The sequence below is a fragment of the Streptomyces sp. NPDC001493 genome, from assembly GCF_053597235.1.
Genome location: NZ_JBSFHV010000009.1, coordinates 1 through 18,395, shown reverse-complemented (window position 1 = coordinate 18,395; position 18,395 = coordinate 1). Strand labels below are relative to the sequence as shown.

The window sequence follows — 18,395 nt, the reverse complement described above, 5'->3', positions numbered from 1 at the left end:
CGTCCCCCGGCGGTCAGTTCCTCCCTGTCCGACCACGGAAGAGAGAAGCAGTCATGACCATCAACGTGTCCGACGCGGGCGGGCGGCACCGTTCCCCGTTCCGCGCCTTCGCCCGCAGGGCCCTCGCCCTCGGCGGAGCGGGCCTCGTCTCCGTCACCGGAGTCGTCGCGCTCTCCGGCAGCGCCCAGGCCGCCGGAACCACCCTCGGCGCCGCGGCCGCGGGCTCGGGGCGCTACTTCGGTACGGCCGTCGCCGCCAACCACCTCGGAGAGTCGGGGTACGCGACCACGCTCGACACCGAGTTCAACGCGGTGACGCCGGAGAACGAGATGAAGTGGGACGCCGTGGAGGGCACCCGCAACACCTTCAACTTCTCCAACGCCGACCAGATCGTCAGCCACGCCCAGAGCAAGAACATGAAGGTGCGGGGCCACACGCTGGTCTGGCACTCCCAGCTGCCGAGCTGGGTGAGCGGCCTCGCCGCCACCGACCTGCGCACCGCCATGAACAACCACATCACCCAGGTGATGACCCACTACAAGGGCAAGATCTACGCCTGGGACGTGGTCAACGAGGCGTTCCAGGACGGCAGCAGCGGCGCGCGGCGCTCCTCGCCCTTCCAGGACAAGCTGGGCGACGGCTTCATCGAGGAGGCGTTCAAGACCGCCCGGAGCGTCGACTCCGCCGCGAAGCTCTGCTACAACGACTACAACACCGACGGCGTGAACGCGAAGTCCAACGCCGTCTACAACATGGTGAAGGACTTCAAGGCGCGGGGCGTCCCGATCGACTGCGTGGGCTTCCAGAGCCACTTCAACAGCAACTCGCCCGTCCCGTCCGACTACCAGGCCAACCTGCAGCGCTTCGCCGACCTCGGCGTCGACGTGCAGATCACCGAGCTGGACATCGAGGGCTCCGGCACCGCCCAGGCCACCAACTACAGCAACGTCGTCAAGGCCTGCCTCGCCGTGACCCGTTGCACCGGGATGACCGTCTGGGGCATCCCGGACAAGTACTCGTGGCGCGCCAGCGGCACCCCGCTGCTCTTCGACGACAGCTACGGCAAGAAGGCCGCCTACACCGCGGTCCTGACGGCCCTCGGCGGGAGCTCCTCCGGCGGCGGCACCACCGACCCGGGCACCGGCGGTGGCACCGACCCCGGCACCGGTACGGGGTCGAAGACCTGCACCGCCACCTACACGGCGACGCAGACCTGGCAGGGCGGCTTCAACGGCCAGGTGACCATCAAGGCGGGCTCCGCCGCGATCACCGGCTGGAGCGTCAAGGTCACCCTCGGCGCCGGCCAGACGACCACCGGAGTCTGGAACGGCACGACGGCCTGGGACAGCACCGGCAAGGTCATGACGGTCACGCCGAGCTACAACGGCAGCCTGGCGGCCGGGGCTTCGACCAGCTTCGGGTTCACCGTGCAGGCGAACGGCAACACCGCCGCCCCCACCGTGAGCGTCTGCACCGCGTCCTGATCACCACCGCACCCGCACGCCGAACACCGCCGTAAGGCCCACGCACGGATGCCCGGCCGCCCGTTCCAGAGGGGGCGGCCGGGCATCTTCGCGTGGGCCCGGCCGTCAGGCGGCGGGACGCGCGGCGGTCGGCGGCAGGGTTCGGGCCGCGGCGGTCGCGGCATCCACGTCGGCGGTGATCAGCCGGATCACCAGGATCGCCGACACCGCCGCGAGCACGCCGACCACCATGTCGTACGGGGTGGACCCGCCCCCCGGCGTCGTCGTCCCGTCCACCGCCAGCGAGCCGGCCGTCTTGGCGACGAAGGCGGCCCACCACCAGAGGATCAGCGCGGTGCCGCGGGACGACCCGCTCGCGTTCCGGATGTCCAGGGCCGCCCGGACCGGTATCCACCACAGCACGGGGACGAAGAATCCCCACAGCGTGAGCCTCTCGGTGTACCGCTGCGACCCGGGGGCGAGGAGCTCGGCGTTCGCCCGGCAGGCGAGGAACCAGACGAGGAACGCGACCGCGGAGCCCACCAGCAGCAACAGCGACACCGGAGCGGTCCGCCGGAAGGCCGCCGAGCCGGCGCCGCCGCCCGCCGCCAGCGCGAGCTGCAACGCGGTCTGCCCGGCGATCAGCACCTGCGCGGCGCGCGCCGCCTGCCGGGTCTCCCGGAAGACGCCGGACGGCGGGCGCTGCTTCGGTCCGGGCGCCTCGGAGGGGTTCTCGTTCTCCTCGGCAGCGACGTCTTTTCCGCTCATGCTGCCCCCGGTCGCAGACCCGCCCGTGCCGTCACGTGCGGGGATCGACGGCAGCGTACGGCGGCGGACCGGACGCCCACCAGTGAATTGATCATGAACGGAAGAGGGCGCCGCGGTGCCCCCGGACGCGCCGGAGCCCGGCCACCCGTCGTACGGGCAACCGGGCTCCGGCGCAGAGGTGTTCAGTTGTTCCGGCGTTCAGGTGCCGCTCGGGACGGTCAGTGCTCCTTGAGCGTCTCCACCTGGAACTCGGCGTGCAGCCGGCGGGTGTGGTCCACCTTCCGCGCGGGGCCGGTGAGCGTCACCTCGGCCGTGAGGCGCGGGTCCGTGGTGGAAGCGCTGAGCCGCAGCTCCAGCGCGCCCGGCTCCACGACGCGTGCGCCGTCGCGGCCCGTGAACGAGGCGAGGTCGGCGGGAACGCTCACGCGCACCCTGGCGGCCTCGCCCGCGGCGAGCTCGACCCGTACGTAACCGGCCAGGCGCTGCACCGGCTGGACCACGGAGGCGACCGGGTCGTGCAGGTAGAGCTGGACGACCTCGACGCCGTCGCGGTCACCCGTGTTCCGTACCGTGCACTCCAGTTCGGCCACGCCGTCCGTGGGGATCCCGGTCGCCGCGACGGCGAGTCCGGACCACTCGAACGTCGTGTACGTGAGCCCGTGGCCGAAACCGAACGCGGGCGTCGGGTCGATGTTGGAGACCTCGTTCGCGTGGCCCAGGCGGGCCGCGAGGTAGGTGGACGGCTGAGCGTCCGGCTTCTTCGGCACGCTGACCGGAAGCCGCCCGGACGGGGCGACCCGCCCGCTCAGCACCGAGGCGAGGGCACGGGTGCCCTCCTCGCCCGGGAAGAAGGTCTGCACCACGGCCGCGGCCTCGTCCACCGCGCGGCCGAGCGCGTACGGACGGCCCGCCAGCAGGGTGACGACGACGGGGGTGCCGGTGTCCAGGAGCGCGTCGAGCAGCTGCGCCTGCACGCCCGGCAGGGTGAGGGAGCCTGCGTCGCAGCCCTCGCCGCTGGTGCCCCGGCCGAAGAGGCCGGCCCGGTCGCCCAGGGCGGTGATGACGACGTCCGCGTCGCGCGCGGCCGCCAGCGCCTGGCGGAATCCGTCCGTGCTGTCGTCGTCGATGCCGCAGCCGGCCACGGTGACGATCTCGCTGCCGGGGAACTCCGCCACCAACGCCTCGCGCAGGGTGGGAAGTTCGACACCGGCGGGCAGGTTCGGGTGCTGGCTGCCGACGTGCACGGGGAAGGAGTAGCAGCCGAGCACGGCGGTGGGCAGGTCGGCGTTGGGGCCGATCAGCGCGATGCGCGTGGGGGCGTTCTCGCCCTTGAGCGGCAGGATGCCGTCGTTGCGGAGCAGCACGATGGCCTGCTCGGCGATGCGGCGGGCCAGGGCGCGGTTGGCGTCGCTGTCCAGGACCACCGAGCCGCGCAGCGTATCCGGGGCGAGCTCGGCACCGGCGAGCGCGTCGGGCACCGGGTTCCAGTCGGCGTCCAGCAGGCCGAGCTGCGCCTTCTGCACGAGGACCCGGCGGGCGGCGCGGTCGATGTCGGCCTCTGCGATGAGCCCCTCGTCGACGGCGGCGCGGAGCGGCTCACCGAACGTGTTGACGGTCGGCAGCTCCACGTCGACGCCGGCGAGGAGCGCGGCGACGGCCGCTTCCCCGAAGGTCCCGACCACACCGTGCAGGGTCTTGAGGAACGCGATGCCGAAGTAGTCGGCCACCACGGTGCCGTCGAAGCCCCAGGTGTCCCTGAGCAGTCCGGTCAGCAGTTCCTTGTCGGCGGCGGACGGGACGCCGTCGGTGTCGGTGTAGGCGTGCATCACCGAGCGGACACCGCTCTCGCGCACGGCCATCTCGAACGGCGGCAGGATGACGTCGGCGCGCTCGCGCGAGCCCATGCCGACCGGCGCCAGGTTGCGGCCCGCGCGGGAGGCGGAGTAACCGGCGAAGTGCTTGAGAGTGGCGACGATGCCGGCCCGCTCCAGGCCCTTGATGTACGCCGTGGCGATCGTACCGACGAGGTACGGGTCCTCGCCGATGGTCTCCTCCACGCGGCCCCAGCGGGCGTCGCGCACCACGTCGAGCACCGGGGCGAGGCCCTGGTGGACGCCGACCGAGCGCATGTCGCGGCCGATCGCCCCCGCCATGTCGCCGATGAGCGCCGGGTCGAAGGTCGCGCCCCAGGAGAGCGGCACGGGGTACGCGGTCGCTCCGTAGGCGGCGAATCCCGCGAGGCACTCCTCGTGGGCCACGGCCGGGATGCCGAAGCGGTTGGCGGCGGTGATCGCGCTCTGGGTGCGCAGCAGGGAGAGCGCGCCGAGGGCGGGGTCGACCGGGACCGTACCGAACGGGCGGGTGAGCTGGCCCAGTCCCTCGGGCAGCAGGTCGGCCAGCGGCGGCGGCTCCTCCATGTCGTGCTGGTGCGGGGCGACTTCGGCCCCGTCGTCGGAGGCGCCCACCCAGACTCCGAAGAGCTGGGCGATCTTCTCCTCCAGCGTCATCTCCTGGAGCAGGGCGTCGGCGCGCTCGGCCGGGGTGCGGGACGGGTCCCGCCACAGCGGGAGCGTCACCTCTTCGGCCGGTTCGGTCTGTACGGACACGTGGTCGGTCACTTTCCTCCGACTCCCATCAGCCCCTGGACCAGGGCTCGCCGGGCGAACAGATATACGAGCAGGATGGGGATCATGGAGATCACGACAGCCGCGAGCATCGCCGGCATGTCGACCCCGTGTTCGGTCTGGAAGTCGTAGAGGCCCATGGTGACGACCTTGGACTCGGCGGACTGCGTCAGGACGAGCGGGAAGAGGAAGCCGTTCCACGCCTGGAGGGCGGAGAAGACGACGATGGTGGAGATCCCGCTCTTGGAGAGCGGCAGCACCAGCTGGAAGAAGACGCGCCGGTGGGTCGCGCCGTCCATCGTCATGGCCTCGTAGAGCTCCGGGGTGATGTCGCGCATCACGCCGGTGAGGATGAGGGCGCACACCGGCATCGCGAAGGCGGCCGTCGGCAGGATGACGCCGATGAGGTTGTCGTAGAGCCCCGCCTCGCTGATCGCGAAGAACATGGGCACGATCACCGCCTGCGAGGGAATGGCGAGCCCCAGCAGGAAGAGCCGGAACACCAGGCTGGTCACCCGGCTGCGGCTGCGGACGATCGCGTACGACAGCGGCGCCACCAGCAGCACCACGATCGCCACCACGGAGAGCGTGACGATCACGGTGTTCAGGAAGTACTGCCCGAACCCGCTGTTGAAGTCGTTGACGTAGTTGTCGAGCGTGAAGTGCTTGGGCAGTGCGAACGGCCCGTTGGACCCGTAGTCGGCGCGGTTCTGGAAGGTCGCGACGAGCATCACGTAGAGCGGCAGCCCCACGACGAGGAGCCAGACGGTGGAGCCGAAGCCGGCGAGGAAATTGGGACGGCGCCTGCTCACATGCCCTCCATGGTGCTGTTCATCTTGTCGTAGCCCGTGAGACGCACCATCACCAGCGAGATGACCGTGGCGACCAGCACCAGCATCACGCCGATGGCCGAGGCCGTTCCGTAGTCGAAGGTCTTGAACGCCTTCTGGTACATGTAGTAGGCGCTGATCGTGGTGTCCGTGCCCGGCCCGCCCTGGGTGAGGATGAGGACCGTGTCGAACGTCGTCAGACCGCCGACCACCATCAGGATCATCGAGGTGACGACGCTGTTGCGCAGCTGCGGCAGGGTGATGTGGAAGAACTGCCGGTACCGGCCCGCCCCGTCGATCTCCGCGGCCTGGTAGAGCACCCGGGGCACCGAACGGGCCGCGCCCTGGTAGATCAGCGTGTGCAGCGGGGTGAACTGCCAGGTGCCGACGAAGATCAGGACCGCGATCGCCGTGCTCTGGTTGCCGAACAGGTTTCCGTCGCCGAACAGCCACTTGGCGTGCGCGGGGACACCGAAGTTGGGGTCGAGCACCGCGCGCCACAGCACCGAGACGGCTGTGGCGGAGAGCAGCAGCGGGATGAAGTAGATCGCGGACAGCACGGCCCGGTTGCGCTGGTGACCGGCGGCCCACACCCCCAGCAGGATGGAGAGCGGGGTCTGCACGACGACACCCAGGAAGGTGAGCAGCAGGCTGAGCCAGAGGCTGTTGATCATGATCGGGTCGTCGAACAACTTCTTCCAGTTGTCGAGACCGGCGAACTCGGGGTCGGAGAGCCCGTCCCAGGTCGCGAAGGAGAGGACGACGACCAGGAGGAGCGGGACGATGGCGAAGAGGCCGAAGAAGACGGCAGCCGGAGCCGCCCAGGCAAAGCCGGGGCGGCTGGCGCCTTCATGGGAGCGGCCGGGTCGACGGCCGCTCCGCTGGACCCCTTTGCTGGCCGCGGGGACCGCGGTGGCAGTTGTGGTCATGAGAGGTGTTCCAAGTCGGATGGAGGAGCGCGGTCAGGAGGTGGGCAGGCCCTGCATCGCCTTGATGAAGCCGTCCACGTCGATCCCGCCGTTGAAGAACTGCTGCACCGCGGTCGACAGGGCCGTGCCGGCGGTCTGCGGGTACGCCTGGTCCCAGGAGAGCTGGAAGGAGGGCGCGTTCTTGACGAGGTCGTACTGGAAGCGCACGTAGTCGGGGTTGGCGGCGGTGTCCAGCTGCGCTTCGGTGTTGGTCGTGGTCGGCAGGTTGCCGATCGAGAGCTGCGCCTTCACGAACTGGTCGGAGTACATGAGCTTCAGGAACTCGGCGACCTCCTCCGGGTGCTTGGTCTTCTTCAGCACGGAGTAGAAGTTGTTGGTGTTGCCGACGATGTCGGTCGGGGCACCCTTGCCGCCGTCGATGCTCGGGAAGGCGCTGTAGTCGAGGTCCGACTTGGCGAAGTCCGGCTGGGAGTCCTGGAGGGTCGAGTACTCCCACGAACCCATCAGCTCGAAGGCCGCCTTGCCGGTGGCGAGCAGCGTGGGCGAACCGCCGTCGGTGAACTTCACGGAGTCGAAGTTGGTGCCGAAGGCGCCGGCGTCGATGAGCTCCTTGAGCTTGGTGAGCGCGGCCTTGCCGTCGGCGCTCGCCCAGACGTCCTTGTCGCCCTTGAGCGCGCTCTGGACGAGCTCCGGGCCGGCGACGCGGTCGAAGAGGTACTCGAACCACATCAGCGTCGGCCACTTGTCACCGCCGCCGAGGGCGATCGGGGTGACGCCCTTCGACTTGAGGACCTTCACGGCGTTCAGCAGCTCGTCCCAGGTCTTGGGGGCCGCGAGTCCGTTCTCCTTGAGCACCTTGCTGTTGTTGAACATCAGCACCGGCTGCGTACCGCGCATCGGGACGCCGTAGGCCTTGCCGTCCACCACGGTGCTGTTGAACACGGACGGGAGGAAGTTGTCCTTGAGTCCCGGGTCCTTCGCGATGAAGTCGTCCAGCGGGAGGAGCAGTCCGGCGTCCACGAACGGCTTGATGCTGCCGCCGCCCCAGTTGAAGAAGACGTCCGGCGCCTGCTTGCTGTTGATGATCGTCTGGAGCTTGGCCTGGTAGTCGGCGCCGGGGATGGTGTCCAGGACCACCTTGACCTTCGACGACTTGTTGAAGGTGGCGACGAGCTGCTTCTCCACCTTGTTCGTGGCGTCCCCGTAGACCAGCACGTGGATCTTGTCGCCGCCGGATGCGGAGTCGTCGCCTCCACACGCGGAGAGGGACAGGGCCATGGTCAGCGCCAGCCCGCCGACGGCAGCGATCCGTGGGAGCCGGTTGCGTCGCGTCATGGTCTCGCCTTTCGAAAATGTTTCGGCTTCATTACCGAAACTTCATGCGTCGGGACGCTAGGGCTCGACGACTGGAGGGGTCAACCCTCGGGCCTCAAGTTGCTGATTTGTTATCTCTGTTGGCCAATTGTTCGTGCCCTATGCTTCTCACCATGCGCGATGACGAGAACGTGGGCCGCATCACCCTTGCCCAGGTGGCCCAGCAGGCCGGCGTCTCCATTTCGACAGTTTCGAAGGTGCTCAACGGCAGACAGGACGTCGCGGCGCCGACCCGCGTCAAGGTGGAACGCCTGCTGGAGACACACTCCTACCGGCGGACGACCCGGTCCGCCCGGGAGGCCCCGCTGATCGAGCTGGTCTTCCACGAGCTCGACAGCATCTGGGCGATGGAGCTGATCAGGGGTGTGGAGAACGTCGCCAAGCTCCACGGGGCGGGCGTGGTCCTCACCGAGAGCGGCACCCGCCACTCGCCCAGCCCCGAGTGGATCGAGGGGGTGCTCCAGCGGCGTCCGCTCGGCGTGGTGCTGGTCTTCTCGGCGCTGCCGGTGGAGTTCAAGCAGCAGCTGCGGTCCCGGTCGATCCCCTTCGTGATCATCGACCCGGCCGGCGATCCCGAACCGGACGTACCCTCGGTGGGCTCGGCGAACTGGAGCGGCGGCCTCGCCGCGACGCGCCACCTCATCGAGCTGGGCCACCGCCGGATCGGCATCATCACCGGCCCCGAGGACATGATCTGCTCCCTCGCCCGGCTGGACGGCTACCGCTCCGCGATGAGCATGGCCGGCCTGGAGGCCTCCTCCGACCTGGTGCTCTACGGCGACTTCCACGTCGAGGGCGGCTACGACCGGACGATGGAGCTGCTCGCCCTCCCCGACCCGCCCACCGCGATCTTCGCCGGCAGCGACCTCCAGGCCCTCGGCGTGCTCGAAGCCGCACGGGTCAGCGGACTGCGCGTCCCGCACGACCTCTCCGTGGTCGGGTACGACGACGTGCCGATCGCCCGCTGGTCCAGCCCCGCCCTCACCACCGTCCACCAGCCGCTGCGGCAGATGGCCGAGGAGTCGGTCCAGATGCTGCTGAGGATGCGTGACGAAGCGCCGATGACCACGCGGATGGAGCTCGCCACCAGCCTGGTCGTACGCAACAGTACGGCCGCTCCTCGCGCTTGAGGAACGGCCGTACGGGGGAGCGGGTTCGCGGTCAGCGACCGTCGGTGTAGGCGCGGACGTCCGCCACGCTCCACCAGTTGCCCGCGGAGGCGGTGAGCGTCATCCGGACGTAGCGGACCGGCCCGTGGGGGAGCTCGACGGTGGTGAACTGCCCGGTGCCCGGGGCGTCGGTGACCACGTCGGTCCAGTGCGTGCCGTCGGTGCTCACGGACGCCGTCCAGCCGCGCGGGTAGTCGCCGGTGGAGGAGCCGGTGTCGAAGACCACCCGGTCCGCCTGCCGCTTCTTGCCCAGGTCGACCTGGAGGTACTGGCCCGGGACCTGCGCCGCACCGGAGGAGAAGCGGGTGCTGGCGTCGTCGTCGACGGCGTCCGCCGCCGTGCCCGCCGTGGAGGTGGTGGCGGTCCAGCCGGCCGGGTCCACAGCCTTCCCGTCCGTGCCCGAGGTGTGGCCGGAGGTGTGGCCGGACTTCCAGACGAAGTCGGCGAGCGCGCCACCGGGCAGCGTGTACGTCAGGTAGCGGTCACCTTCACGGATCGCGAAGGTCTGCGGGTCGTCGCTCTCGTTGTGCGCGACCAGCACGCTGCTGCCGTCCGGGTTGCGGAAGGCGACGTCCTCGACCTGGCCGTTCCAGCCGGTGGTGCCGAAGGAGGTGCTGGCGATGCGCACGGCACCCTGGTCGACGAAGCGCGCGAGGCTGCCGAGGGTGTAGTACTCGGCGTTGCGGGTGACCGTCCCGTCGTCCGCCACCGTCAGCACACCGGTGCACCCGGTGCAGCCGCCCGCGTGCGGGCCGCCCTCCGGGTCGAGCGCGATGTTCCAGTTGATGACCGTCTTCGCCCAGTTGCGGGTCGCGCCGATGACCAGGTTGCGGGTGTGCCACTTGAGCGTGTCCGAGAAGGTGTTCTCCGGTACGGACGACTGGCTGCCCGAGCACTCGGTGAAGTAGATGTCCTTCGTCGGGAACCGGTCGTGCAGCGCCGTCATCGCGCTCGGGTCGCCGTAGTAGCAGTGGTAGGCGGTGCCCGAGACGTACCGCGCCGCCGGCGAGCCCAGCAGCTGCTGCGGGTAGGCGTCGGTGTCGGCCGCCTCGTCCGCCGGGGCGCCCACGGTGTCGTCCGGGTGCTCCGACCAGTTGTGGTCGAAGGCGAGGATCTCCGTCTTCAGCTTGGCCTTCTTGAGCAGCGGACCGAGCTGCTCGATGACTTTCGCCTCCTGCCACGACGGCATGTCCGTACCGGGGTAACCCTTCGGGTTCCGGTTCTGCGGCTCGTTCTGGACCGTGAGGGTGTCGATGTCGACGCCCTCCGCGCGGTAGGCCTGGACGAACTTCACCAGGTAGGCCGCGTAGGCGCGGTAGACGCGGGCGTCGTCGATCAGGCGCCCGCCCTCCAGGGAGCCGCCGGTCTTCATCCACGCCGGCGGGCTCCACGGGGTCGCCACGATCTTGATGGAGGGGTTGATCCGCTCGGCCTGCCGCAGCAGTGGCAGGATCTGCTTCTTGTCGTGGGCGACGGAGAAGTGCGCGAGACCGTAGTCCGTGCGGCCCGCCGGCATGTCGTCGTACGTGTACGCGGGGCCGTCGGTGAAGTCGGAGGCGCCGACGGGCTGACGCAGGTAGTTCAGGCCGTCGCCGGTACGGGAGTCGAAGAGCGACCGCATGGCGGCCTCGCGCGCCTCCGGGGCCAGGCCGGAGAGCACGGACGCCGAGGAGTCGGTGATCGAGGCGCCGAAGCCCGACATCGTCTGGTACGTCCGGCTGGGATCGACCACCACGGTCGGGGCGCTGCTCGGGGTGGTGGTGAAGGCGACCGTACCGGCGTCGGCCAGCCGCTGCTTGCCGTCCGGCGTGGTGATCCACACCTGCGCGCCCGTACCGGTGGCGCCGACGGTGCCGCTGTGGCCGCCGCTGTTGCCGTGGCCGGCGGTGTGGCTCGGGGGAGCGGCCTGGGCGGCGGCCGCGCCGGGACCGGCGAGTGCGGTGGCGACCAGGACGCCGGTCGCGGCGAGGACGGCCTTGGAGATTCTGGGCATGAGGAAGGAACTCCGTGCGGGTTTCGGAGGGCGTCCGGTGAGATTTTCCGACCGGACGGGACGGGACCTTAGCCCAGCCTCCCCCTCGCAGGGAACAGGCCGGACACCCCCACTTTTCCGTCGAACGCGGCGCTGACCTGCACGAAGGCGCCAGTCCAGTGGTTCCGCGCAGGGGGCGCCGGGGTGCCGGCCCGGGGTCACACGGCGGTCAGCGCGAACCCGTGCCCGGCCGGATCGGCGTAGTACCGCGTGTCGTGGACGCCGCCGTTGTTCCTGGCCTCCACCGGAGTGGCTCCAAGACCGATCGCCTCCCGCTCGGCCGCGTCCATGTCCGCCCGCCCGACCCGGATGAGTACATGGGCCTGCTGGGAGTCGTCCGGGCGGGGCCAACTCGGCGGCGCGTACCCGAGATCCCGCCGGACCGCCAGATGCACCCCCGCCTCCCCGACGACCTCCACGTAGTCGTTGCCCCGGCCCGGCCTGGATTCGGCGCCCAGCAGACCGGCGTAGAACTCGGCCAGTTCCATCGGGTCGGCGCTGTCGAGCACGAGAACCAGGGATTTGTGAACTGCCATGCGAGGACCCCTCTGCGGAGATCGGATCGAACGGACATGCGTGCGCTGAGGGCTGCCGCCCGCTCCCTCGGCGGCCCGGCCGGCGGATCGCACACCCCGCGACCACCGGCGGCCCGCACACCGTGTGCCCCCGACCGGACCGGGCAATCCGCTTGCCGGGCCGGGAGTTCGTCCGCACCATGGAGGGCATGGCGAGCGCACTCCCCACCCCTGCCCCGAAGGCCCGCCGCGCGACCGTCGACGACGTACCCGCCCTCGTACGGCTCCGCGCGCTGATGATGGCCGGCATGGGGGTGCCGACCGGGCCCGAGGACGCGCCCTGGCGGGACGCCGCTGCCCACTGGTTCGCCGAACGGCTGCCACGGGAGGACGAGTTCGCCGCCTTCGTGGTGGACGATCCGGAGCTCGGCGTCGTCAGCAACGCCGTCGGCGCCTGCGAACACCGGGCCCCCGGCCCCCGCAGCCTCAGCGGCCTGCGCGGCCACGTCTTCAACGTCAGTACCGAACCGGCCGCACGCAAGCGGGGATACGCGCGCGCCTGCACCGAAGCGCTGCTGCGCTGGTTCGACGAGGAGACCGGGGTGACCATGGTCGACCTCAACGCGACCCCGGACGGAGCGCACCTCTACGAGGCCCTCGGCTTCGAGGTCCCGCACTACCCCGCCCTGCAGATCCGGCTGAACGCTGTTCCGTGACCTCCGTAACCTTCGCAACTTCCGTAACCTTCAGAACCCGGGAGTCAACACGGGTTCTGCTGGCTCGCGTTCGGGGCAGGAGCCGTACATGGCATCGATGAGGCATGTGGCTCTGGCTCCCCGCGCACTGCGGCAGTTGCGGCGGGTGCGCTCCGTCTACCTGGTGGGCGCCCTGCTCTCCCTCCTCGGGCTGCTCACCCAGGAGGAGGGGCCTGCGGCGACGGGCGGCAGGTCGATGGTGATCGCCGCCGTGCTCCTGGGGGTGTTCACCGTGCTGCTCGCCGTGACGCTCGTACAACTGTGGCGCCACGCCCGCACGGTGCACTGCGGCACCGCCCGGAAGCTGACAGGGACCACCTGAGGATCCGCCGGGCGCACGGCGCCGTCGACGAGGCCGGACCGGCCCTCCGGGGCGCGGGACCGTCCGCGTGCGCACCCACCGGGCGGACCCGTGCGAGGGGGGCCGGTGGGCGAACGGGGATGCTGGACGGGTGACGACCCCCCTCACCGCCCCCGCGATCCGCTTCCGCTTCGGGCTCACCCCGCTGGAGGAGATGGCGTCCCGGGGCGCGGGGCACCCCGTACGGCACTGGTTCGGGCTGACCGACGGCTGGTACTGCGTCGATCTCGACGGCCACGAGGTGCTGCGCTACTCCGCCCGCACGGTCGCGGAGTTGAGAAAAGAGGGTGATCCACCGCATCCGTACGTGGACTACTACGTCGCCCGGCTCTGGGAGGACCTGCTCGCGATCGTGTCCGACGCGATGGAACCGGTGCCCGGCGACCTGGCCGGCATCGCCGCCGACCCCTCGCCGGACTGGGAGTGGGTCGACACGCCGGAGGCGGAGGCCGCGGCCGACTGGCACGGAGCGGGCTATCTGTACACCGGCTACCTCCGTGTCGCCCCGGACCTGCGTTTCTGCCGTACCGTCGCGGGCGAGGACGACGTGGTGATCGCCACCTGGGAGCAGCGGGCGGACCCCGAGGGCGTGATCGAGTTCGCGGTCCCGCGGTCCGGCCGGGTGACCATGCGGACGAGCGAGTTCCTCGCGGCGGTGACCGAGCTGGACCGCGCGCTGTTCGCCGCGATGGACCAACGTGTCCGCGAGCTGGCGGAGTTCGAGCCGGATCCGGCCGCTCCTGAGGCGATGGAGCAGCTGCGCCGTGAGCACGGGGACCGGGCGACCTGGCTGCGGCGTGCGCGGGACCGAGAACCCGGCACCGACTGGGAGGCCGTACGGAGTGGCGTGCGCGCACTCCTCACCGCGCAGCCCGGCCCCGATGTCAGTGCCCCCTCCTAGGGTTGGAACATCACTCGGGGAGCCACTCGGGGGGCCTGTGAAGGGGAGCGGAAGCATGTCCGGAAACAAGATCCAGCACAAGGTGAACCACGTCGCGCTGGTCGTGGACTGCTCGGGTTCGATGCGCCCGCACCAGGGGCAACTCGTGCGCGTGGTGGACGAGTTCGTGGCGGGGCTGAAGGCCGAATCGGACAGCCTCGGCCACGAGACCCGGATCAGCCTCTACTCCTTCGACCACAAGGTGGAGAACCTGGTCTGGGACATGGACGTGAAGCATCTGCCGTCCATGCGGGGCCTGTACAAGGTCAACAACGGCGCCACCGCGCTCATCGAGGCGTCACTGAAGTCCCTGGACGACCTCGGCCACATCTGGGAGGAGTACGGCGAGCACAGCTTCCTCCAGATCGTGGTGACGGACGGTGAGGAGAACGCCTCCGGCGGCGACCGGCGGCACGACGGCGACATGACCATCCTCGGCCCCTGGCTCGACAGGATCTCGGCGAAGATGGGCGGGCTTCCGGGCCACTGGACCTCCGCGATCCTCGTACCGAACTCCCTCGCCAAGCGGACGGCCCAGAACTACGGCTTCCCGGCCGGGAACATCGCCATCTGGGACGCCGACTCCAAGGAAGGCGTCGAGGAGGCGATCGGCACCGTGCGCGCCGCCGCCACCAGCTTCCTCCGGGGCCGCGAACAGGGCGTGCGGGGCACGAAGAACCTGTTCGCCGTCGGCCAGGACATATCGGTTGACCAAGTGCGTGCGAGCCTGGAGCCGATCGCGGCCGACAAGTACCGCCTCCTCAAGGTCGACCAGGAGACCGAGATCCGGTCCTTCGTCGACTCGCACCCGGGCGTCTCGTACCAACGCGGCTCCTGCTACTACCAGTTGGGCTCCCGGGTGCAGGTCCAGCCGGACAAGGAGGTCATCGTGGTCGAGAAGGACACCGACCGTGCGTACACGGGCGACGCCGCGCGCAGCATGCTGTTCGGGACCGGCATCCGCGGGACCGTCTCCGTGAAGGCGGGCACCAACCCCAAGCTGGAGGTGTACGTGCAGAGCCGCTCGGTGAACCGCAAGCTCAAGGCGGACACCCGGCTCCTCATCATGCTCTGAGCCACTTCGCTCCGAATCGAATGGACGTTCCGCTCCGTGGGGGCGTACGTTCCCTCTGCCCGCTCGAAACGGGCCACTCTCTCATTCATTCGTCCGGGGGGACCTTGTCGTGTCCGATTTCGTTGCACCTGCTCAACAGCCGGCCTGGCCCGGGGCCCTGCCGCCCCGACCGCCGCGCGCCCCTGAGGGGCTGCTGAAGGCCGTCGTCGCACTGCTGGGCGTGGTGGCGCTCACCGACCTCTTCGCCGTGTTCGCCGACCTGAGGGTGGCGAACGTCGCCGGCGACGACGAGAACTCCGCCGTCACCTTCGCCGAGGATTTCGACGCGGCGGACAGCCTCTACGGAGTCGCCGGTCTGTTCCAGCTGGCCGCGTACCTCGCCTGCGCGGTCGTCTTCATCACCTGGTTCTTCCGGACGCGCAAGTACATCGGAGCACTGGCGCAGGACGCGTTCGAACGGGGCCCCGGCTGGGCGATCGGCTCGTGGTTCATCCCGATCGGAGCGCTGTGGATGCCCTTCCGCATCGCCGTCCAGATGTGGGAAGCCGCCACCCGGACCCTGGGTTCCGAACCGGCTCGGTACCCGTCCCCCTGGCCGGTGCGGCTGTGGTGGAGCCTCTTCCTGCTCTCGGGCTTCGCCGGACGGTTCGCGAGCGGCTACGACATCGACGCACCGCTCACGGAGATCAGGAGCGCCGTCCTCCAGACCGCGGTGGCCGACGGCCTGGACATCGTCGCGGCCGCGGCCGCGGTCTACTTCGCCGTACGCCTGACGGCTCTCCACCGTCGGCCGGCCCCGGAGTCCGGCCACGCCGCCCCGGTCCAGCCCGGCTTCCAGGCGCTCTGACCACGGGCTCTGCGCCCGGGGCGGCCGGGGCTGCCGTCAGTGGCCGGCGGCGGCCTTGACCACGGCCACGGCCAGCCCGATCGCGGCATCGAGCGCACCGGCCAGCAGGGCGACCGCGGTGCCGTTGCCGAGCCGGACTCCGCCGTACCAGCCCCAGCCGAACAGACCGGCCACGCTGACCCCCGCCGCCGCGAACAACGCGGTCTCCAGGTACATCACATCCAGAGCGGCGGCGCCGATCAGGATCAGCGGACCGACGGCGGAGAGCAGCAGCGGGCTGCTGACCCACAGCATCCGGCGCAGCTCCGCGCGCGTGGCGATCCGGCCGTGCACCGTGCGGTGGGCCTGCTCGTCGGCGACGAGCGTCGCCAGCCAGAGGCCGATGGCGGCGGCCGCCACGCTGGCCGCCGCCCCGGTCGGGGAGGGATGCTCGGCTGCCGACAGCCCGATCACCACGGAGATCATGGTGATCGTCGCGTACAGCCGTTCCTTGAGCCAGGTGAGCCGGTCGGCGGGGTGCTCCGCACCCTCGCCCACCGCGCCCCCGGAGGCGTCGGCCGGGCGCGGTCGGCGCCCCTCGGTGCTGTCGTGGGCCATGCGGCCAGCGTAGGTTTCGGGGCGCCCGATCCGGTGGCCCGTCGGGGCCGTGTCGTCGGGGCGTACGGGTACCGGGGCGGCGCGCCCCGCTTGCGGCAGGAAGGCCGCGGAGGGCAGGGTTCGTGGCTGTGGCCACCCTGCTGATCGTCCATCACACACCTTCGCCGAACTGCCAGGCGCTCTTCGAGGCCGTCGTCTCCGGGGCGTCGGCCGACGGCATCGAGGACGTCCGCGTCGTACGGCGCGCGGCCCTCTCCGCCACGGCGTCCGACGTGCTCGCCGCCGACGGCATCCTGCTCGGCACCCCGGCGAACCTCGGTTACATGTCCGGCGCCCTCAAGCACTTCTTCGACCAGGTCTACTACCCGTGCCTGGACGCGACGCGGGGCCGCCCCTTCGGCTACTGGGTGCATGGCGGCAACGACGTCACCGGTGCCGTGCGCGGGATCGAGTCGATCACCACGGGCCTGGGGTGGCGACGTACGGCGGACGCCGTGACGGTCACCGGGGAGCCGGCCAAGGCCGACGTGGAAGCCTGCTGGGAACTGGGGGCGACCGTCGCCGCGGGGCTGATGCCCTGACGCCCCGGCCCGGTCCGCGACAGAGTCGATCCATCAGCGAGGTGTACGTTCGTACGCTTCGGGGTTAGGGTCACCCCCATGACTGTCGACGACATAGCGGTCCGCCTCCCCGCCACAGACCGGCGGGCCCGTGCGGCCGTCGCCGTGCTGTTCCTGACCAACGGCGCCCTCTTCGCCAACCTTCTGCCGAGGTATCCGCAGATCAAGGCCGAACTCGGCATGACCAACGCCGTCTACGGCCTGGCCGTGGCGGCGTTCCCGACCGGGGCCCTGGTGGCCGGCCCGGCGGCCGGAGCGCTCGTCCGCAGGTTCGGCTCGGCCCGCGTCGCGGTCGCCGGCACACTGCTCACCGGCGCGGGCGTCCTCGCCGCCGGTCTCGCGGGCGCCGTACCGCTGTTCGCGGCGGCCCTGTTCCTGGCCGGAGCGATGGACGCGATCACGGACGTCGCGCAGAACGCGCACGGCCTGCGCGTACAGCGCCGGTACGGGCGGTCCATCATCAACTCCTTCCACGCGATCTGGTCGATCGGCGCCGTCGCGGGTGGCCTCATGGCCGCCGGAGCCATGGCGCTGGACCTGACGCGTGGACAGCACCTGACCCTGTCGGGCATCGTTTTCGCCCTCGCCGCTCTCGTCGCCCTGCGCTTCTGCCTGCCCGGCCGGGACGACGAACGCCCGGACGGCGAACCCGCGCACGAGGATCTCCCGAACGAACCGACCCGCCCCGCGTTCACCGCCCGGCGCGGCACCGCGTACGCACTGGCCGCCCTCGTCCTCATCGCGACCGCCGGCACCCTCGTGGAGGACGCGGGGAACTCCTGGGCCGCCCTCTACCTCTCCGATGCCCTGCGCGCCTCCGCGACGCTCGCCGCGACCGGCTACATCGCCCTGGTCGGCGCCCAGTTCGTCGGCCGCATCATCGGCGACCGGCTCGTCGACCGCTTCGGCCAGCGGACGGTGGCCCGCACCGGCGGCCTGATCGCCGCGGTCGGCATGGGCCTCGCGCTGGCCGTGCCCACGCTGCCCGGAACCGTCCTCGGCTTCGCCGCCGCGGGATTCGGGGTGGCGACCCTGGTCCCCGCCGCCATGCACGAGGCGGACAGCCTCCCCGGTCTCAAGCCCGGATCGGGGCTGACGATCGTCTCCTGGCTCATGCGCCTGGGCTTCCTGGTCTCCCCGCCGGTCGTCGGCCTGGTCGCCGACGCCACGAGCCTCCGGATCGGCCTGCTGGTGGTCCCGCTGGCCGGCGCGCTCACCGTCCTCCTCTCCGGAGTGCTCCAGCCCCGTCGGGCGGCCGCGTCGGAGCCCGCCGCATGAACGCGAGCGGCGGGCCGACCCGCCGGGAAGGAGCACCGGTGTCCCGTACCACCCCGCCACGCCCCCTCGACGTGGAGGCGGTCTTCCCCGCCCTCGGCCGCGTGTCGAAAGTGGCGCCTGTCGGGCGACGCCCGGCACGCACGCTCGCGGCGTTGTCGGGATCACCCCGATACATCCAGTATCGGGGCGGCCCTCCGCCTTGCGATCGCACGCACCGG

The 18,395-nt window shown here is 70.8% G+C and carries 17 protein-coding genes; 9 read left to right on the top strand and 8 right to left on the bottom strand.

The features are described from left to right. The first annotated feature begins 53 nt into the window (after positions 1–53). Positions 54–1,484 (top strand): endo-1,4-beta-xylanase, encoded by a 1,431-nt coding sequence (locus tag ACWCWD_RS15065; RefSeq protein ID WP_450773081.1) that lies wholly within the window; start codon positions 54–56, stop codon positions 1,482–1,484. Positions 1,485–1,589: 105 nt separating this feature from the next. On the opposite strand, the gene ACWCWD_RS15060 is transcribed toward ACWCWD_RS15065, so the two are convergent. From ACWCWD_RS15060 to ACWCWD_RS15040, 5 genes are all read right to left on the bottom strand, one after another. Then, positions 1,590–2,231 carry a DUF4328 domain-containing protein gene (locus ACWCWD_RS15060; RefSeq protein ID WP_450773079.1) on the bottom strand — a complete coding sequence of 214 codons (642 nt, stop codon included), beginning with the start codon at positions 2,229–2,231 and terminating at the stop codon, positions 1,590–1,592. Between the two features lie 218 nt (positions 2,232–2,449). Beyond that, on the bottom strand, positions 2,450–4,849 hold the full coding sequence (locus ACWCWD_RS15055; protein ID WP_450773077.1) for a beta-xylosidase/alpha-l-arabinosidase: 2,400 nt from the start codon (positions 4,847–4,849) through the stop codon (positions 2,450–2,452). Further along, on the bottom strand, positions 4,846–5,667 hold the full coding sequence (locus ACWCWD_RS15050) for a carbohydrate ABC transporter permease (protein WP_450773075.1): 822 nt from the start codon (positions 5,665–5,667) through the stop codon (positions 4,846–4,848). Before ACWCWD_RS15050 ends, ACWCWD_RS15055 begins: the two co-directional genes overlap by 4 nt. Continuing rightward, a complete protein-coding gene (locus tag ACWCWD_RS15045; protein ID WP_450773073.1) occupies positions 5,664–6,614 on the bottom strand; it encodes a carbohydrate ABC transporter permease in 951 nt (316 codons plus the stop codon). Before ACWCWD_RS15045 ends, ACWCWD_RS15050 begins: the two co-directional genes overlap by 4 nt. Positions 6,615–6,647: 33 nt before the next feature. Beyond that, entirely contained in the window at positions 6,648–7,949 is a 1,302-nt protein-coding gene (locus ACWCWD_RS15040) for an ABC transporter substrate-binding protein (protein WP_450773071.1), read from the bottom strand. Between the two features lie 140 nt (positions 7,950–8,089). Between ACWCWD_RS15040 and ACWCWD_RS15035 the strand changes: the two genes are divergently transcribed. Beyond that, on the top strand, positions 8,090–9,118 hold the full coding sequence (locus ACWCWD_RS15035) for a LacI family DNA-binding transcriptional regulator (protein WP_450773069.1): 1,029 nt from the start codon (positions 8,090–8,092) through the stop codon (positions 9,116–9,118). A gap of 31 nt (positions 9,119–9,149) precedes the next feature. On the opposite strand, the gene ACWCWD_RS15030 is transcribed toward ACWCWD_RS15035, so the two are convergent. Continuing rightward, on the bottom strand, positions 9,150–11,150 hold the full coding sequence (locus ACWCWD_RS15030) for a discoidin domain-containing protein (RefSeq protein WP_450773067.1): 2,001 nt from the start codon (positions 11,148–11,150) through the stop codon (positions 9,150–9,152). Positions 11,151–11,347: 197 nt separating this feature from the next. Then, on the bottom strand, positions 11,348–11,725 hold the full coding sequence (locus tag ACWCWD_RS15025) for a VOC family protein (RefSeq protein WP_387367384.1): 378 nt from the start codon (positions 11,723–11,725) through the stop codon (positions 11,348–11,350). Between the two features lie 188 nt (positions 11,726–11,913). Between ACWCWD_RS15025 and ACWCWD_RS15020 the strand changes: the two genes are divergently transcribed. The 5 genes from ACWCWD_RS15020 to ACWCWD_RS15000 all read left to right on the top strand — a co-directional run bounded on the left by ACWCWD_RS15020 (position 11,914) and on the right by ACWCWD_RS15000 (position 15,682). Next, positions 11,914–12,420 carry a GNAT family N-acetyltransferase gene (locus tag ACWCWD_RS15020; protein WP_450773065.1) on the top strand — a complete coding sequence of 169 codons (507 nt, stop codon included), beginning with the start codon at positions 11,914–11,916 and terminating at the stop codon, positions 12,418–12,420. A gap of 88 nt (positions 12,421–12,508) precedes the next feature. Then, positions 12,509–12,781 carry a hypothetical protein gene (locus ACWCWD_RS15015; RefSeq protein WP_450773064.1) on the top strand — a complete coding sequence of 91 codons (273 nt, stop codon included), beginning with the start codon at positions 12,509–12,511 and terminating at the stop codon, positions 12,779–12,781. Positions 12,782–12,911: 130 nt separating this feature from the next. Next, complete coding sequence (locus ACWCWD_RS15010; RefSeq protein ID WP_450773063.1) at positions 12,912–13,721, top strand: DUF5984 family protein; 810 nt, start codon at positions 12,912–12,914, stop codon at positions 13,719–13,721. A gap of 55 nt (positions 13,722–13,776) precedes the next feature. Beyond that, the gene (locus tag ACWCWD_RS15005; RefSeq protein WP_450773062.1) at positions 13,777–14,835 is read left to right on the top strand and encodes a VWA domain-containing protein; all 1,059 of its coding nucleotides are present in this window, start codon (positions 13,777–13,779) and stop codon (positions 14,833–14,835) included. A 109-nt stretch (positions 14,836–14,944) separates the two neighbouring features. Beyond that, complete coding sequence (locus tag ACWCWD_RS15000) at positions 14,945–15,682, top strand: DUF4328 domain-containing protein (protein WP_450773060.1); 738 nt, start codon at positions 14,945–14,947, stop codon at positions 15,680–15,682. A 36-nt stretch (positions 15,683–15,718) separates the two neighbouring features. On the opposite strand, the gene ACWCWD_RS14995 is transcribed toward ACWCWD_RS15000, so the two are convergent. Further along, positions 15,719–16,279 carry a hypothetical protein gene (locus ACWCWD_RS14995; RefSeq protein ID WP_450773059.1) on the bottom strand — a complete coding sequence of 187 codons (561 nt, stop codon included), beginning with the start codon at positions 16,277–16,279 and terminating at the stop codon, positions 15,719–15,721. A gap of 128 nt (positions 16,280–16,407) precedes the next feature. On the opposite strand from ACWCWD_RS14995, the gene ACWCWD_RS14990 reads away from it, so the two are divergent. Together ACWCWD_RS14990 and ACWCWD_RS14985 are read left to right on the top strand one after the other, a co-directional pair. Continuing rightward, positions 16,408–16,860: a flavodoxin family protein gene (locus ACWCWD_RS14990; protein WP_450773399.1), complete on the top strand. Its 453-nt coding sequence runs from the start codon at positions 16,408–16,410 to the stop codon at positions 16,858–16,860. A gap of 78 nt (positions 16,861–16,938) precedes the next feature. Beyond that, positions 16,939–18,177, top strand: a complete 1,239-nt coding sequence (locus ACWCWD_RS14985) for an MFS transporter (RefSeq protein ID WP_450773058.1) — start codon at positions 16,939–16,941, stop codon at positions 18,175–18,177. Positions 18,178–18,395: the final 218 nt, after the last annotated feature.

Coding starts and splice junctions, on each gene's coding strand:
- ACWCWD_RS15030 (WP_450773067.1), bottom strand. CDS start 11,150: ATGCCCAGAATCTCCAAGGCCGTCCTCGCCGCGACCGGCGTCCTGGTC.
- ACWCWD_RS15045 (WP_450773073.1), bottom strand. CDS start 6,614: ATGACCACAACTGCCACCGCGGTCCCCGCGGCCAGCAAAGGGGTCCAG.
- ACWCWD_RS15005 (WP_450773062.1), top strand. CDS start 13,777: ATGTCCGGAAACAAGATCCAGCACAAGGTGAACCACGTCGCGCTGGTC.
- ACWCWD_RS15035 (WP_450773069.1), top strand. CDS start 8,090: ATGCTTCTCACCATGCGCGATGACGAGAACGTGGGCCGCATCACCCTT.
- ACWCWD_RS15060 (WP_450773079.1), bottom strand. CDS start 2,231: ATGAGCGGAAAAGACGTCGCTGCCGAGGAGAACGAGAACCCCTCCGAG.
- ACWCWD_RS15040 (WP_450773071.1), bottom strand. CDS start 7,949: ATGACGCGACGCAACCGGCTCCCACGGATCGCTGCCGTCGGCGGGCTG.
- ACWCWD_RS15015 (WP_450773064.1), top strand. CDS start 12,509: ATGGCATCGATGAGGCATGTGGCTCTGGCTCCCCGCGCACTGCGGCAG.
- ACWCWD_RS14995 (WP_450773059.1), bottom strand. CDS start 16,279: ATGGCCCACGACAGCACCGAGGGGCGCCGACCGCGCCCGGCCGACGCC.
- ACWCWD_RS15020 (WP_450773065.1), top strand. CDS start 11,914: ATGGCGAGCGCACTCCCCACCCCTGCCCCGAAGGCCCGCCGCGCGACC.
- ACWCWD_RS14985 (WP_450773058.1), top strand. CDS start 16,939: ATGACTGTCGACGACATAGCGGTCCGCCTCCCCGCCACAGACCGGCGG.
- ACWCWD_RS15025 (WP_387367384.1), bottom strand. CDS start 11,725: ATGGCAGTTCACAAATCCCTGGTTCTCGTGCTCGACAGCGCCGACCCG.
- ACWCWD_RS15065 (WP_450773081.1), top strand. CDS start 54: ATGACCATCAACGTGTCCGACGCGGGCGGGCGGCACCGTTCCCCGTTC.